A 13,290-nucleotide genomic window follows, 5' to 3' on the forward strand; every position below is an offset into this window, starting at 1 on the left:
CAAGCGTGATCAGCCCTGGACGCCCGTGATCAACTGACATGGTTGCTCCCCGTCGGCCTTCGCCGACGGGGAGGTGAGCGCGTCAGGCGTAGTTTTCGCCCAGATAGACCCGGCGGACCTCGGCGTCGTTGACCGCCTCTTCGGCCGTGCCTTCGAACAGGACCGACCCGCCCGAGATGATCGAGACCCGGTCGGTGATGTCCAGGGTCTCGCGGACATTGTGATCGGTGATCAGCACGCCGATGCCCTGGTCCGCCAGATAGCGGATGACCGAGCGGATGTCGGCGATGGCCAGGGGGTCGATGCCGGCGAAGGGTTCGTCCAGCAGGATGAAGGACGGACGGCCGGCCAGGGCGCGGGCGATCTCGACCCGGCGACGCTCGCCGCCCGACAGGCCGGTGGCCGGGGCGTGACGCAGATGGTCGATGTGAAGCTCGTTCAGCAGGCGGTCGGTCTCGGCCTGAAGCTGATCGCGCGGATAGTTGAGCTCGACCACCGCCATGATGTTCTGCTCGACCGTCATGCCCCGGAAGATCGAGGCTTCCTGGGCCAGATAGCCCAGGCCCATGCGGCTGCGCTGGTACATGGGCTGGCTGGTGATGTCCTCGCCGTCCAGCCAGATCGTGCCGGAATCGGGCGGGATCAGGCCGGTGATCATGTAAAAACAGGTGGTCTTGCCGGCGCCGTTGGGGCCGAGCAGGCCCGCGACCTCGCCGCGCTGGACGGTCAGGGAGACGTCGCGCACGACCTGGCGCTGGCCGAAGGCGCGGGCGATGTTGCGCACCCGCAGGCCTTTTTCAGCAGCCGAGACCGCCGGTTCCGGCGTCGCCGCCGGCCGGTCGGACAGGTTCAGGGCGGAGAGTTCCTTGCGCGCCAAATCCTCAGATCCCGTTCTTACGTCCTGGGCCGGGCGGCCTCAGTTGGTTCCGTTGGGATAGAAGACGCCCTGGATGCGGCTGCCGGCGGTCCCGCCGCGCGGGGCGCCCGACATGTTGGCCGCGTCGGTGTTGACGTTATAGACCAGCCGCCCGCCCGTCAGGACGTTCTTGCCCTGGTTCAGGATGACGTTGCCGGTCACGACCAGTTCGCCGTTCGACAGCGTATAGACGGCGCGGTCGCCGCGCATCGACTGGGTCGGGGTGACGAAATAGACCGTGCCCGTGGCCTCGACCCGCTCCGGATCGCCGGCGGCGTTGCGGAACAGGGTGATGGCCTCGGCCCGCAGACGGTTCTGACCCTGGGTCACTTCGGCCCGGCCGCGCAGGCTGATGCGTTCGGCGGACTGTTCGCCCGTGTCGGCGCCGAAGGCGATGGGCTGGCGAGAGGTCGTGCCCCCGCTCTGGGCGTCGCCCACGGCCGGCAGGGCCAGCAGGGTCAGGGCCGCCAGCGCCGCAACCGTCCGGGCGTAATGGGTTTTCGCTGTCATCGCCGTCATTCGCCTGATCCCGAGGGATTGATGGTCCCGCTTATCTTGGTGTCGCCAGAGCCCTTGAACACCACGCGCTCGCCCTGATCATAGATCGCATAGGACGAAGCGTTGATGGTTCCAATAGGGCCCGCGCCCTGAACGCCCCGTGAACCCGTGATGATTCCGGTCGAGGTGTCGACCACCGCCTCGGGCGTGGTCAGGACGAAGCCGGAGCCGCCGTCCGAAATCCGCACGTTCGGCCCGATGGTCACGGTCCTGGCCTGTTCGTTGTAGGTCCCGCCGTCGGCGGTCATTTCGGTGACCTTGCGGCCGCCCAGGTTCAGCTTCAGCGCCGGGCCGACCAGGCGGAAATGGCCGGTGGCGGGATCGCGGATCGCGCCCTGGGCGCCGACGGTGAAGGCGCGGCCTTGCGCGTCCTGGCCGTGGAACAGGGGCTTGTCCAGGCGGACTTCCTGACCCTGGCTGGCCTTGCGCTCCACCCCCGACATGACGGTGCGGAACACGGTCCAGGTCAGGACGCCGCCCGCCAGCACCAGGATGATGATCGGCAGGACGCGGCGGTACAGTTTGACGCGCCGCGAACGCGCCCGCCAGCGCGCACCGGCCAGGACCACCCGGGCCTCGTCCGCGGCGTCCGCCTGGATCCGTGTCTGTTCGCCAGGGTCGGTCAAGCGCGCCTCAGCTATGGGCGAAGATGTCGATCTCGTCCCAGCCGGCGAGATCGAGCGCCGAACGGGTCGGCAGGAAGTCGAAACATTGGGCCGCCAGTTCGGCCCGTCCCTCGCGCGCCAGCATCATGTCGAGCTTGGCGCGAGCGGCGTGCAGATACAGGACGTCCGAGGCGGCGTAGTCCAGCTGGGCCTGAGTCAATTCGGCCGCGCCCCAGTCGGACGACTGCTGGGCCTTGGACAGGTCGACCCCAACGGTCTCGCGCACCACGTCCTTCAGGCCGTGGCGGTCGGTGTAGGTGCGGGCCAGTTTGGAGGCGATCTTGGTGCAATAGACCGGCCGCGTCTCGACCCCGAGGTGCAGCAGGAACATGCCGATGTCGAAGCGACCGAAGTGGAAGATCTTGGTCACCGCCGGATCGGTCAGCAGCCGCTTCAGGTTCGGACAGTCATAGCCGGGGCGGTTCAGACGCACGACATGGGCGTCGCCGTCGCCGGCCGACAACTGGACCACGCAAAGGGGGTCGCGGCGGAAGCGCAGGCCCATGGTCTCGGAATCGATGGCGACGTCCGGTCCCAGGTCCAGATCGTCGGGCAGGTCGCCCTCGTGCAGGTAAACGGTCATGGGCAGGTTCTTACACGGCTGGGGGACGGGACGAAACGGCTTACAGCGCGACGGACGGGCCTCAAGCAGGCGAGCGCCGCGCGCGAGGCGATAGGCCCCAAAACGAAGATGGCCTCAAGCAGCAGAGCGCCGCGCGCGATGCGATAGGCCGAAAAAGCAAACGGCGCCGTGTCCGAAAACACGACGCCGTCTATAATATGGTGCCCAGAAGAGGACTCGAACCTCCACGGCCGTTAAGCCACTGGCACCTGAAGCCAGCGCGTCTACCAATTCCGCCATCTGGGCCCCGTCGGCAGCGCCTTGCGGCGTTTCCATCGGGAAGGCGCGGACCTCTAAGGGAGGGTCCGGGCGGGGTCAACAGGGATTTTTCGTCGGAGGTCGGTTTTATTTCGCAAGCGAGGCGGGAGGCCCCGACGCAGGCGTCAATCGGACAGGGTTGCGGCCCGTTAAGCCTGTTCGCTTACCTCGCTTTGAGAGCCCGTCCCCTATCTGGGAGCGATGGCGGATCCGTCCCGAGTTCCCAAGGCGCACGAGCGGCGCACGACCCCTCGCGCGACCTATCGCAAGCGTCGGCGTCGGCGCGAGCGCGTCCACATGTTCGGCCAGCTGGTCGATCTGGTGAAGCCCGAGGAAGTGCTGCATCACGTCCAGGACGCCGTGGCCGAGGGCCGCAAGAGCGTGGTGGCCAACCACAATCTGCACAGCCTCTACCTGCTCCAGAAACATCCGGAGATGCGGGCCTTCTACGAGATGGCCGAGCTGATCGAGGTCGATTCGACGCCGATGATCTGGTTCTCCCGCGCCCTGGGGCTGCACAGCCGGGGCTTTCATCGCTGCACCTATCTGGACTGGCGCGACCATTTCTGGAGCGTCGCGAACCGCAAGGCCTGGCGGGTCATGGCGGTCGGCGGCGCGCCGGGCGTGGGCGAGGAAGCGGCGCGCCGGTTGGGCGCGCGCTATCCCAAGACCGAGATCCGCACCCGTCACGGCTTCTTCGACGCCCGGGCAGGTTCCGCCGACAACGCCGAAATCGTTGCGGAGATTCAGGCCTTTCAGCCGCATATCCTGTTCGTCGGCATGGGCATGCCCCGCCAGGAGCTGTGGACCCTGGCCGTGTTCGACGCCCTGCCCGACTGCGTCATCCTGTCGGTCGGCGCCGCCTTCGACTACGAGGCGGGAACTCAGAATCCGGCGCCGCGATGGATGGGGCGCGCGGGGATCGAATGGGCCTATCGGCTGGCGCAGAACCCCCGCCGCCTGTTCCACCGCTATTGCATCGAGCCCTGGACCCTGGCGCCCCTGGCGATCCGCGACCTGCGCGCGGCCCGCCGCCGCATGTCCGGCAAGGCGGCCGCCCGGGGCGCGGACTTCGGCGCGCCGCCGACCCGCAATTTTCCGCACGGAACCTGAAGGACCTGGGCCGCGCTCCGGCCGATCAGATCGGCATGGCCATGATTTCCTTGTAGGCGGAAATCACCTGGTCGCGGACGGACATCACGGTTTCCAGCGACGCCTCGGCCGAGCTGAGGGCCGTGACCACGTCGATCAGATTGCCGTTGCCCTGGATCGACTGGGTCATCTGGGTCTCGGCCGCGCGCGACTGCTGGGTCATGTCGGTCATCGCGTTCTTGACCAGGTCGGCGAAGCCGTTGTCGCCGGAGGCGGGCGGCTGCGCCGCCGTGGGCATGGCGCTGCCCTGAACGGCGGCGTAGGCGCGGGCGGCCATCATCGGGTTCATGGCCTAGTCCTCAGCGTTTGATGATGTCGAGGGTGCGGCTGTCCATGGACCGCGCCGTCTCGATGACGTTCAGATTGGCTTCGTAGGCGCGCTGGGCTTCGCGCATGTCCATGGCTTCCACCAGGGTGTCGACATTGGGCCGCATCACATAGCCCTGGGCGTTGGCCGCCGGGTGCGAGGGGTCGTAGTCCATCTTGAACTCGCCCTGGTCGGGCCGGACTTCGGCTAGGGTCACGCCGGTCGCGCCGTCGACCTCGCGCGCCTGGAAGACCGGGATCTGGCGGCGATAGGGCTCGCCGCCGGGGGTGCGGGCGGTGGACTGGGCGTTGGCGATGTTCTCGGCGATGACGCGCATGCGCGACTGCTGGGCCTTGAGAGCCGAGGCCGCCACGGCCATGGCGCTGTTCGAGGGGGGGATGGGATCAGGCATGGATCAGTCCTTCGTCTCAGCCCGCGCCAGGCTTGCGCGCGGCCATGCGGAGCATGGACATGGATTTCTGGTAGAAGCCGATGGCGGCGTCATAGGCCATGCGGCTCTCGGCCATCTTCAGCATCTGCTCCTCGACCACCACCGAGTTGCCGTCCAGCGTGGTCTCGGAGTCCGGCGACTTGGTCGGGTCGAACCGAGGCGCGCTGACGGCCGGGGCGATATGGGCGCGGTTGGTGCGGACGACCTGAAGCCCCCCGCCCGAACGCAGGGCGGCTGCGAAGTCGGTCGGCTGTTTCAGATCGCGGCCGACGAAGCCGGGCGTGTCGGCGTTGGCCACGTTCTCGGCGATGAGCTTCTGGCGCTCGTCCAGCCAGCCCAGCCGGCCCTTGATCTGCCCCAGCAGCGGTATGTCGGCGACGCCCATGGCGATCTCCCGTGCGACGCGGATGCGCGCGATGGGCAGAAAATGCCGCCTCCATGGTTAACAGGCCGTTATCTAAACCCATCGTTAACCGTGGTGGTTAAGACTTGAGGAACAGCGCCGACTGCGCGGGGCCTTAAGCGTATGAATTTCCTCGATCTCGCCCGCGCCGTCTTCGGCCTGGCCTTCACCCTGGGCCTGATCGGCCTGGCCGCCTATGCGGCGCGTCGCTATGCGCCGCAGCTGATGGCCAAGCTGAACGCCCAGCGCGGCGAACGGCGGATGCAGGTGGTCGAGACCCTGGTGCTGGACCCCGCGCGCCGGCTGGTCCTGGTGCGGATCGATGCGGAAGAGCGGCTGATCCTTCTGGGCGAAGGGCGCGAACTGATCGAGCCGCGCCAGCCGGAGATCTTCAAGTGAAGGGGTCAAGGGGCGAGAGCGAGCTTCCCCCTCCCCCTGCGGGGGAGGGGGGCGAAGGCGTAGCCGAAGCCGGGTGGGAAGGGCTGGCCCAAACACGCACCGGTCCTGTCTCAGTTCAGTGCGACGTCGCCTTGCCGCCCCCACCCCGTCGCTACGCGACGCCCCTCCCCCGCAGGGGGAGGGAGAAAGTCTTCACGATCCCCACGGGCGCCGAGCTGAAGCGCGCGGCCCTGTTGTCACTGTTCACCACCCTGGTGTGCCTGGCCTGGCCTCTGGCGGCCTTCGCCCAGGACGCGGCGGCGGGCGGGTCGGCGATCAATATCGACCTGGGCAGCGGCGCGGGGCTGACGCAGCGGGTGGTGCAGCTGGTCGGGCTGATGACCGTGCTGTCGCTGGCGCCCTCCATCGTCATCATGACCACCAGCTTCGTGCGAATCGTCGTGGTCCTGTCGCTGTTGCGGACGGCGCTGGGGATGCAGCAGTCGCCGCCGAACGCCGTTCTGGTGTCCCTGGCCCTGTTCCTGAGCGCCATCGTCATGGCCCCGACCTGGCAGGACGCCTATGATTCGGGCATCCGTCCGCTGCTGGATCAGCAGATGGAACTGCCCCAGGCCTTCGATGCGGCGTCGGAACCTGTGAAAACCTTCATGCTGGCTCAGGTGGACCGCGGAGACCTGGCCCTGTTCACCCGTCTGAGCCGCGTGGAGGCCCCGGCCAACCTGCAGGAGCTGCCCCTGCGCGTGGTCACGCCGGCCTTCATGATCAGCGAGCTGAAGAAGGCGTTCGAAATCGGATTTCTCCTTTTCGTTCCGTTCCTTGTGATCGATCTGGTGGTCGCCAGCGTGCTGATGTCCATGGGTATGATGATGCTGCCTCCGGTGGTGGTGTCCCTGCCGTTCAAGTTGATCTTTTTCGTGCTGGTGGACGGCTGGAGACTGGTCGCCGGCAGCTTGGTCGAGAGCTTCCAGCGGGCGTCCGGAACCGGATAATCCCCGCCCCATAAGGCTTTGCGCCTTTTACCCGCTTGCAATGCCGGACGAAATCCGTGTTGATCCCCCAGTCCTCGCCCTGAATCGGGCGACTAACACTGGAAACGCTTCTTATGACCACTCAAGCCGAACTGATCGCCGCCGTCGCCAAGGACGCCGGTGTCTCGCAGGCCGACGCCGGCAAGGTGCTGACCGCCATCGTCGAAAACATCCACGCCAGCCTGAAGGCCGGCGGCGACGTGCGCATCTCGAACCTGGGCGTCTTCGACACCGCCGCCCGCGCCGAGCGTGAAGGCCGCAACCCCGCCACGGGCGCGACCATCAAGATCGCCGCCTCGAAGGCCGTCCGCTTCCGCGTCTCGAAGCCGCTGAAGGACGCCGTCAACGGCTAAGGTTTTTCCGGTCCCCTCGGGGACCGATCAACCGATTCAACGGGCGGGGGTCGCAGGGCGATTCCCGCCCGTTTCCTTTCGGAAGTCCTGTTTGGCGGCGTTGACCCAGCCGACGAAGGTGTCGGCGTTGGCCGACAGGGCGGCGAAATCGTTCACTCCCGCCAGACCCGCCAGATTGTCGTCCAGGGCCACGCGGATCGCATTCGCTGACCGCGCCCGGGGGATGAAGGGCGAATACTGGCCGCGCAGACGATCCAGGGCGGCGGGGTTTCCACTCAGCGAATAGCCCACGCCGGCGCGAATCAGCCAGCTTTCCTCGGACGGGGTCAGGGGCGCCTCCGCCTGCTTGTAGCGGTCGCCCAGACGCGCTTCGTACAGGGGCGCGGCCTCGGCCCACTTCTGCTGTTTCCACAGGATGTCGCCGCGCACCTCGCGCGCCGGGGCGGACTGGTCGCGGTCCAGAACCTCCAGGGCGTGATCGTAGCGGCCCAGATCCATCAGGGCGCGGGCCTCCAGCGCCCGACGCTCGCTGTTGATGGCGTTGGGCAGCAGGGTGGTGCGCGAGCCCCAGATGGCCTGCAACGCCTTCTCCGGCTGACGGTCCATCAGATAGACGGTGGCCAGATCGGTGGCGACCTGGGCCTTGGCCACTCCGTCCAGCCGCTCGTCCACCTGGTGTTTCAGCAGTTCGGCGGCCTGGTCCAGCAGATCGACGTCGATCAGGCGGCGCGACAGACGGCGCACCATCTCGTCGCCGTCGGCGCCGATGGGGGTCAGTTCGCGGAAATCATAGAACAGGGCCAGGGCCTGAACCGGCTGCAGGCCGTCGGCCGCGCCTTCCAGGAACAGGGCGCGGAAGGCGTTGGACTGGTCGGCGTAGATCTCGGCGGCGCCGGGCACCCCGGACATCCGCTTGCCGGCGCCGCGCAGGGCGTCCAGGGCCTCGCGATAGCGGCCCTGCTGAAGATAGAGGTTGGCCAGTTTGCGGATGACGGCCAGTTCGGTGGCGTCGCCGCGCCAGCGCCACTTCAACTGCTCAAGCTGCTGGGCCGCCTGATCCGGCGTCAGGACGCCCTTGTCCAGCTCCAGACCGATGGCGCCCAGTTTGGCGGGGGTGGCGATGCCGTCCAGCGGCGCGCGGGCCACGGCCTTGTACACCGCCAGCGCCCGGTCCTTGTCGCCGGACAGTTCGAACAGCCGCGCCTGGACCACGCGCGCGGTCAGCTGATCGGCGGCCGAGGCGTTCTGGCTGAAGACATAGGCCAGCAGCTGGCGCGCGGCCGGCAGGTCGTTGGTCTGGATGGCGGCCAGGGCGTGGGCGGCGCCGAAGCGGGCGCGCCATTCCTTGGGGAAGTCGTCGATGACCGAGGCCCCGGCGGCGAAGGCGCGGCGCGCCCCCTCCCAGTCGCCCTGTTCGGCGGCGATATAGCCCTGCCAGACCTTGGCGGCGGGATCGTTCGACAGGGCCGAGCCGGCGAAGTCGGCCTGGGCCTCTTCCAGACGGCCGACGCCGACGCGGGCGGCGCCGCGCAGGCCGCGCACCTCGGGCTCGCCCTGCATGTTGGGGGCCTTGGCGACCAGGGCGTTGATGACGCCGATCGCCTCATAGTTCAGGCCCGAGCCGACCAGGAACCGGGCCAGGGCCATGCGCGCCGCGATGGGCGCGCGGGGATTGTCGGTTCCGGCGATGGTTTCCTGAGCCGCCGCGTCCTGAAGGCGGCGATAGCGTTGCGAGAAGCCGTCCTCGCCTGCGGTCGCCCATTCCTCCAGGATCAGGGCCGGATAGGCCGCCGGCTTCGGCGCGTCATCCTCATGGGCGGCGGCCTCCAGCGTCGCCGACGGCGGCGACAGGGTCAGGCCCTGCGGGCGGCTGAGGGTGACCAGATCGCCCGCCGCCTCGATCTTCAGATCGTCGGTCGTGGTCTCGACCGCCAGGCCCTGGGCGGTGGGGATCAGGCTGAGATCGACGGTGCTGCGCGTGCCCGAGAATCCCTTGCCGGGCGCCAGGGCGGTGACGGCGGCGAAACGGTCGCCGACCAGGGGATCCGTCAGCCAGACGGTCTTGGTCGCGCCCGCCATCCGCGCCACCAGGGTGGCCGAGCCGTCGTCGGAGCGGTCGATCTCGACGCCCGAGGCGCCGGCGGGCGGACCGCCGATGGTCACGGTCCAGGTTCCGCCCTGCCCTTCGGCCGCCACAGGCAGGCCGTCGGGAGCGGCGATGCGGACGGCGGTGTAGTCAGGCCCGGCGGCCCAGCGGGCGTCCTTGGCCGGACCCAGGGCCTTGGCGCCGGTCAGGTCCATCTTGGCGGCGGTGTCGAACACGACCCAGACGGCCTCGCCCCGCCGGAAGACGGCGGCGCCCACCGGCGCGCCCCACTGGAAGGTCAGGACCGTCTTGTCCGGCGTAGAGACGGCGCGGACGGGCACGACAGAATTGATGGCCGCCGCCCGTTCTTCCGACGTCGGCTCGGGCGCCTTGCCCGGCGCATAGAGGTTCAGCCAGACCGCGCCGTCAGCCGCGCCGGACCGGGCGTCGGCGCCCTCGGCCAGGGTGATGACCAGATCGGTCGTTCCGCCCCGCGCCAGCCGCGTCTCGACGGCCTTGACCCCCTCCGGCGGATCGACGCGCAGGCGCGAGACGTCAGGCGCGGCCGAGACGCCCAGGCGGACGATCACCTTGTCGCCCTCGCGCCGGACCTGGCTGCGCGCGCCGATGACGCCGCCGAATTCGACACGGGTGAATTCGCTGGATTGGCCGATGCTGATCGACAGCGGATCGCGCGACCGGCCGGCTTCCTGAGCCAGCGGCGCCAGTGGCGCGAACACGACCGCGCCGGCCGCGGCGGCGGCCACGGTCGACTTCAGGATACGCTTGCTGTGCGGGGTCCCGGACATATCCGTCGAGCCTTGCCCCACAAGCTCTTTAATCACGGTTAACCGACATTGACCGGGATTCTACGGATAGGACGGTTCGTCCGGCGACAGGCGGCGCGATCCGGCCCATGATGGGGCCATGACCGATTACCCGCGCCTGAGCACCTTGAAGACCGGCCTGGCCTGTCGCTGTCCCCGCTGCGGCGAGGGGGCGCTGTTCAAGGGCTATCTGACCCTGCGCGAATCCTGCCCGAAATGCGGGCTGAACTATGGGTTCGCCGATCCGGCCGACGGCCCCGCCTTCTTCGTCATGACGGCGGTGGGCCTGGTCGGGATGATCCTGCTGATGGTCTTCGACTTCAGCGTGAAGCCGCCCATCTGGGTGCACGCGATTGTGACCCTGCCGATCCTGGTGATCATGTGCCTGGGCTGCCTGCGGCCGTTCAAGGCCTGGCTGGTGGCGGAGCAGTTCATCCACAAGGCCGCCCCGCCGGAGTTCTCCAGCAACGGCAAACACGGAGACTGAGGGCGGGGGGCAGCCCCCCCTCTCACGCCGTCATCCTAGGGCTTGTCCCTAGGATGACGGTCTTAGGGGATAGGGCGGTCTTCGCCCTGAACCTTACGCCTCAGTCGATGCAGAGCGTCGGGCCGGCCTTGCCGTCCTCGACCGGCGTATTGCAGCCGAAACGGTCGCTGTCAGCCTGGCAGACGCCGGTCGTGGCCGCGCCCGGCGCGAGGCCGCTGTTGCCCTCGACGCGGCAGTCGCCCTGGCATTGGTCGCCGTCGGTGCAGGACTTGCCCGCGTCGGCGTAGCTGATCACGCACTGCCAGGACTGCATCCGGCCGACCTGTTTCATCGTGCCGCCGCGCGTGGCGCAGGCCGAGGCGTCGGCGCTCTGCATCGGGGCGTCGGAGCCGGCGCCTGTCGTCTGAGGGGTGCAGGCGGCGGCCATCAGGGCGGCGGCGGCGATGAGAGCGATACGGATCATTTGACCTGTCCTTTTGCGAAGCCTGACCAGACGTCGTCGTAGTCGAGCTGCATCTGCGGTGATTCCGACGCCCATTTCGTGACCCGGATCGGCGCCCGGGTCTCGAACATGAAGGCCAGGGTGTCAGTGATCTTGTGCGGTTTCAGTTCCGCATTGATCGCGCCCTCATAGCTCGCCTGGTCCGGGCCGTGGCCGCTCATCCGGTTGTGCAGGCTGGCGCCGCCGGGGGCGAAGCCGCCGGCCTTGGCGTCATAGGCGCCGGTCACCAGGCCCATGAACTCGCTCATGACGTTGCGATGGAACCAGGGCGGGCGGAAGGTATGTTCGGCCACCATCCAGCGCGGCGGGAAGATGACGAAGTCGATATTGGCCGTGCCCGGCGTCTCGGACGGGCTGGTCAGGACGGTGAAGATCGACGGATCGGGGTGGTCGTAGCTGACGGTGTTGATGGTGTTGAACCGCGCCGTGTCATAGCGGCAGGGCGCCAGATTGCCGTGCCAGGCCACCACGTCCAGCGGGCTGTGCGCAAAGGTCGTGGCCCACAGACGGCCGCCGTACTTCTGGACGCACTGGGTCGGGCGATCGACGTCCTCATAGGCCGCGACCGGGGTTTCGAAGTCGCGCGGATTGGCCAGGCCGTTGGCGCCGATCGGCCCCAGGTCCGGCAGGCGGAACGGGCTGCCGTAGTTTTCGCAGACATAGCCGCGCACGGGCCCATCGACTTCGACGCGGAAGCGGACGCCGCGCGGGATCAGGACCACGTGGCCGGGCTGGGCCTCGATCACCCCCATTTCAGTGACGAAGCGATGGGCGCCCTGTTGCGGCACGATCAGCAGTTCGCCGTCGGCGTCGTAGAAGACGCGGTCGATCATCGAGCGATTGGCGACATACAGGTGGACGCCCGCCCCGCCCCCGGCGTCGGGATCGCCCGCCCCGCCATAGGTGACGAGGCCTTCGACCCAGTCGGTCGGCGCTTCCGGGATCGGCAGCGGGTCCCAGCGCATCCGGTTGGGATTGGGCGGGGTCTCGTCGAACGGGCCCGACCGCACCCGGCCCTGGTCGAAGGGCGCATAGGGGCCGTGCTGGGCCGAGGGGCGCAGGCGGTACAGCCAGCTGCGCCGGTTCTCGGCGCGCGGGGCTGTGAAGGCCGTGCCCGACAGCTGTTCGGCGTACAGGCCCATCGGCGTCTTCTGCGGCGAATTCTGGCCCTGCGGCAGGGCGCCGGGCGCGGCCTCGGTGGCGAAATGATTGCCGAAGCCGGTCAGATAGGCGGGCGCGTTGGATCGCGTCATGTGTGTGGTCTCCCTATTTCGCTGGTTTAGCGCCGCCGCCGGCCATCGTCACCCCAAGCCGTCATCCACCGAGCGGTGCAACAGCTTCGCCGTTCGCGCGTTCAGGGCCGCCAGGAGACGACCGTCATGACCTATCTGACCCGCGCGGTCTTCGCCTTCGCCAGCCTGCTGCTGCTGTTGTCGGCCTCGGCCCTGATCGGGTTCGGCCTGATGGACGCCATCCACACCATTCGCTCCCCTGACAAGTCCGGGGCGGACGCGGCGCTGGACATGCTGGGCTATGTCATCGTCGCCATCGCCGTCTTCGACGTGGCCAAATACATCTTCGAGGACGAGGTGCGGCGCGGCAACGAGCGGCGCAGCGCGGCCGAGGCCCGGCGCAGCCTGACCAAATTCCTGTCCACCATCGTCATCGCCCTGTTCCTGGAGGCCCTGGTGGTGGTGTTCAAGACGGCGCGCGAGGACGTGGCCCTGCTGATCTATCCCACCGCCCTGCTGATCGCGGCGGTGCTGGTCCTGGTCGGGCTGGGCGTGTTCCAGCGCCTGTCGGCCACGGTCGAGGAGAAGGTCGGCGACGACGACGACGCCGAAGAACGCAAGGACAAGGTCAAGCGCAAGACCGGCGCCTAGCCGCCCTTGGGCAGGAAGGGCGAGAAGGTGATGACGGTGAAGGTGTCGCGGACATGCGGCCGGGTCTGGACCTGTTTGGTGACGAAGGTCCCGATGTCGGCGTCGCGCGGCAGATTGAACTTGGCCAGCAGGTCGTGCTGGCCCGAGGTGGAATAGACCTCCGACACGTTCTCGACATTGTCCACGATGTCGGCCGCCACGTCGTTGGCGTAGCCCAGCTCGGTTTTGATGAAGACGAAGATGGCGGTCATCATGGCGGGGGGCTCCTGTTGCTGGCCCGCGTCCTAAACCGTTTTGGACGCGGCGTCGAAGACGTCGGATGAAACAATATGTTCCGCCGCAGCGCCATGAACCCGGCCGCGCGGCTTTCGCTTTCGGCGGCGGCTGGGATAA

At 68.2% G+C, this 13,290-nt stretch carries 17 protein-coding genes and 1 tRNA gene; 6 read left to right on the forward strand and 12 right to left on the reverse strand.

What is annotated here, in order from left to right; translation table 11 throughout:
- Window positions 1–82: 82 nt before the first annotated feature.
- The 5 genes from lptB to AC07NC_RS16325 all read right to left on the reverse strand — a co-directional run bounded on the left by lptB (window position 83) and on the right by AC07NC_RS16325 (window position 3,007).
- Window positions 83–877, reverse strand: coding sequence for an LPS export ABC transporter ATP-binding protein (lptB, locus tag AC07NC_RS16305; RefSeq protein ID WP_372705307.1), 795 nt, complete (start codon window positions 875–877; stop codon window positions 83–85).
- 39 nt (window positions 878–916) lie between these two features.
- Window positions 917–1,435 carry an LptA/OstA family protein gene (locus tag AC07NC_RS16310; protein WP_494570158.1) on the reverse strand — a complete coding sequence of 173 codons (519 nt, stop codon included), beginning with the start codon at window positions 1,433–1,435 and terminating at the stop codon, window positions 917–919.
- On the reverse strand, window positions 1,432–2,100 hold the full coding sequence (gene lptC / locus AC07NC_RS16315; RefSeq protein ID WP_008259992.1) for an LPS export ABC transporter periplasmic protein LptC: 669 nt from the start codon (window positions 2,098–2,100) through the stop codon (window positions 1,432–1,434). Before lptC ends, AC07NC_RS16310 begins: the two co-directional genes overlap by 4 nt.
- A 7-nt stretch (window positions 2,101–2,107) precedes the next feature.
- Window positions 2,108–2,722 (reverse strand): ribonuclease D, encoded by a 615-nt coding sequence (locus AC07NC_RS16320; RefSeq protein ID WP_494570159.1) that lies wholly within the window; start codon window positions 2,720–2,722, stop codon window positions 2,108–2,110.
- Between the two features lie 198 nt (window positions 2,723–2,920).
- Window positions 2,921–3,007, reverse strand: a tRNA-Leu gene (locus AC07NC_RS16325).
- 213 nt (window positions 3,008–3,220) lie between these two features.
- Here AC07NC_RS16325 and AC07NC_RS16330 point away from each other — a divergent pair.
- Complete coding sequence (locus AC07NC_RS16330) at window positions 3,221–4,132, forward strand: WecB/TagA/CpsF family glycosyltransferase (protein WP_494570160.1); 912 nt, start codon at window positions 3,221–3,223, stop codon at window positions 4,130–4,132.
- A gap of 25 nt (window positions 4,133–4,157) precedes the next feature.
- On the opposite strand, the gene fliE is transcribed toward AC07NC_RS16330, so the two are convergent.
- From fliE to flgB, 3 genes are read right to left on the reverse strand one after another with little or no spacing between them, the layout of a single operon-like run.
- Complete coding sequence (gene fliE, locus AC07NC_RS16335) at window positions 4,158–4,460, reverse strand: flagellar hook-basal body complex protein FliE (RefSeq protein WP_008262620.1); 303 nt, start codon at window positions 4,458–4,460, stop codon at window positions 4,158–4,160.
- Window positions 4,461–4,470: 10 nt separating this feature from the next.
- A complete protein-coding gene (gene flgC, locus AC07NC_RS16340; protein ID WP_008261179.1) occupies window positions 4,471–4,857 on the reverse strand; it encodes a flagellar basal body rod protein FlgC in 387 nt (128 codons plus the stop codon).
- A 49-nt stretch (window positions 4,858–4,906) separates the two neighbouring features.
- Window positions 4,907–5,314 carry a flagellar basal body rod protein FlgB gene (flgB, locus tag AC07NC_RS16345; RefSeq protein ID WP_035311182.1) on the reverse strand — a complete coding sequence of 136 codons (408 nt, stop codon included), beginning with the start codon at window positions 5,312–5,314 and terminating at the stop codon, window positions 4,907–4,909.
- A 141-nt stretch (window positions 5,315–5,455) separates the two neighbouring features.
- On the opposite strand from flgB, the gene AC07NC_RS16350 reads away from it, so the two are divergent.
- The 3 genes from AC07NC_RS16350 (at window position 5,456) to AC07NC_RS16360 (ending at window position 7,112) form a co-directional block, all read left to right on the forward strand.
- Window positions 5,456–5,731, forward strand: a complete 276-nt coding sequence (locus AC07NC_RS16350) for a flagellar biosynthetic protein FliO (protein WP_008260176.1) — start codon at window positions 5,456–5,458, stop codon at window positions 5,729–5,731.
- 197 nt (window positions 5,732–5,928) lie between these two features.
- A complete protein-coding gene (gene fliP / locus AC07NC_RS16355; protein WP_035310672.1) occupies window positions 5,929–6,720 on the forward strand; it encodes a flagellar type III secretion system pore protein FliP in 792 nt (263 codons plus the stop codon).
- Window positions 6,721–6,833: 113 nt separating this feature from the next.
- The gene (locus AC07NC_RS16360; protein WP_008263548.1) at window positions 6,834–7,112 is read left to right on the forward strand and encodes an HU family DNA-binding protein; all 279 of its coding nucleotides are present in this window, start codon (window positions 6,834–6,836) and stop codon (window positions 7,110–7,112) included.
- A gap of 36 nt (window positions 7,113–7,148) precedes the next feature.
- Here AC07NC_RS16360 and AC07NC_RS16365 read toward each other — a convergent pair whose 3' ends face one another.
- Window positions 7,149–10,007 (reverse strand): tetratricopeptide repeat protein, encoded by a 2,859-nt coding sequence (locus AC07NC_RS16365; protein ID WP_040349248.1) that lies wholly within the window; start codon window positions 10,005–10,007, stop codon window positions 7,149–7,151.
- A gap of 118 nt (window positions 10,008–10,125) precedes the next feature.
- On the opposite strand from AC07NC_RS16365, the gene AC07NC_RS16370 reads away from it, so the two are divergent.
- Window positions 10,126–10,512, forward strand: coding sequence for a DUF983 domain-containing protein (locus tag AC07NC_RS16370; protein ID WP_494570161.1), 387 nt, complete (start codon window positions 10,126–10,128; stop codon window positions 10,510–10,512).
- A 100-nt stretch (window positions 10,513–10,612) separates the two neighbouring features.
- On the opposite strand, the gene AC07NC_RS16375 is transcribed toward AC07NC_RS16370, so the two are convergent.
- The gene (locus AC07NC_RS16375) at window positions 10,613–10,975 is read right to left on the reverse strand and encodes a hypothetical protein (RefSeq protein ID WP_372705312.1); all 363 of its coding nucleotides are present in this window, start codon (window positions 10,973–10,975) and stop codon (window positions 10,613–10,615) included.
- The gene (hmgA, locus tag AC07NC_RS16380; protein ID WP_494570162.1) at window positions 10,972–12,267 is read right to left on the reverse strand and encodes a homogentisate 1,2-dioxygenase; all 1,296 of its coding nucleotides are present in this window, start codon (window positions 12,265–12,267) and stop codon (window positions 10,972–10,974) included. Before hmgA ends, AC07NC_RS16375 begins: the two co-directional genes overlap by 4 nt.
- 126 nt (window positions 12,268–12,393) lie before the next feature.
- On the opposite strand from hmgA, the gene AC07NC_RS16385 reads away from it, so the two are divergent.
- Window positions 12,394–12,897, forward strand: a complete 504-nt coding sequence (locus AC07NC_RS16385; protein WP_494570163.1) for a GNAT family acetyltransferase — start codon at window positions 12,394–12,396, stop codon at window positions 12,895–12,897.
- Here AC07NC_RS16385 and AC07NC_RS16390 read toward each other — a convergent pair.
- Complete coding sequence (locus AC07NC_RS16390) at window positions 12,894–13,151, reverse strand: Lrp/AsnC ligand binding domain-containing protein (protein WP_008262170.1); 258 nt, start codon at window positions 13,149–13,151, stop codon at window positions 12,894–12,896. The two genes, AC07NC_RS16385 and AC07NC_RS16390, sit on opposite strands and share 4 nt — an antisense overlap.
- Window positions 13,152–13,290 lie beyond the last annotated feature (139 nt).

This window comes from Brevundimonas sp. GW821-FHT10A07, from assembly GCF_059415785.1.

Excerpts from the sequence above, each read along its gene's own strand:
- AC07NC_RS16310 (WP_494570158.1), bottom strand. The coding sequence starts at position 1,435 with ATGACGGCGATGACAGCGAAAACCCATTACGCCCGGACGGTTGCGGCG.
- AC07NC_RS16320 (WP_494570159.1), bottom strand. The coding sequence starts at position 2,722 with ATGACCGTTTACCTGCACGAGGGCGACCTGCCCGACGATCTGGACCTG.
- AC07NC_RS16330 (WP_494570160.1), top strand. The coding sequence starts at position 3,221 with ATGGCGGATCCGTCCCGAGTTCCCAAGGCGCACGAGCGGCGCACGACC.
- fliE (WP_008262620.1), bottom strand. The coding sequence starts at position 4,460 with ATGAACCCGATGATGGCCGCCCGCGCCTACGCCGCCGTTCAGGGCAGC.
- flgC (WP_008261179.1), bottom strand. The coding sequence starts at position 4,857 with ATGGCCGTGGCGGCCTCGGCTCTCAAGGCCCAGCAGTCGCGCATGCGC.
- flgB (WP_035311182.1), bottom strand. The coding sequence starts at position 5,314 with ATGGGCGTCGCCGACATACCGCTGCTGGGGCAGATCAAGGGCCGGCTG.
- AC07NC_RS16350 (WP_008260176.1), top strand. The coding sequence starts at position 5,456 with ATGAATTTCCTCGATCTCGCCCGCGCCGTCTTCGGCCTGGCCTTCACC.
- AC07NC_RS16360 (WP_008263548.1), top strand. The coding sequence starts at position 6,834 with ATGACCACTCAAGCCGAACTGATCGCCGCCGTCGCCAAGGACGCCGGT.
- AC07NC_RS16365 (WP_040349248.1), bottom strand. The coding sequence starts at position 10,007 with ATGTCCGGGACCCCGCACAGCAAGCGTATCCTGAAGTCGACCGTGGCC.
- AC07NC_RS16370 (WP_494570161.1), top strand. The coding sequence starts at position 10,126 with ATGACCGATTACCCGCGCCTGAGCACCTTGAAGACCGGCCTGGCCTGT.
- AC07NC_RS16375 (WP_372705312.1), bottom strand. The coding sequence starts at position 10,975 with ATGATCCGTATCGCTCTCATCGCCGCCGCCGCCCTGATGGCCGCCGCC.
- hmgA (WP_494570162.1), bottom strand. The coding sequence starts at position 12,267 with ATGACGCGATCCAACGCGCCCGCCTATCTGACCGGCTTCGGCAATCAT.
- AC07NC_RS16385 (WP_494570163.1), top strand. The coding sequence starts at position 12,394 with ATGACCTATCTGACCCGCGCGGTCTTCGCCTTCGCCAGCCTGCTGCTG.
- AC07NC_RS16390 (WP_008262170.1), bottom strand. The coding sequence starts at position 13,151 with ATGATGACCGCCATCTTCGTCTTCATCAAAACCGAGCTGGGCTACGCC.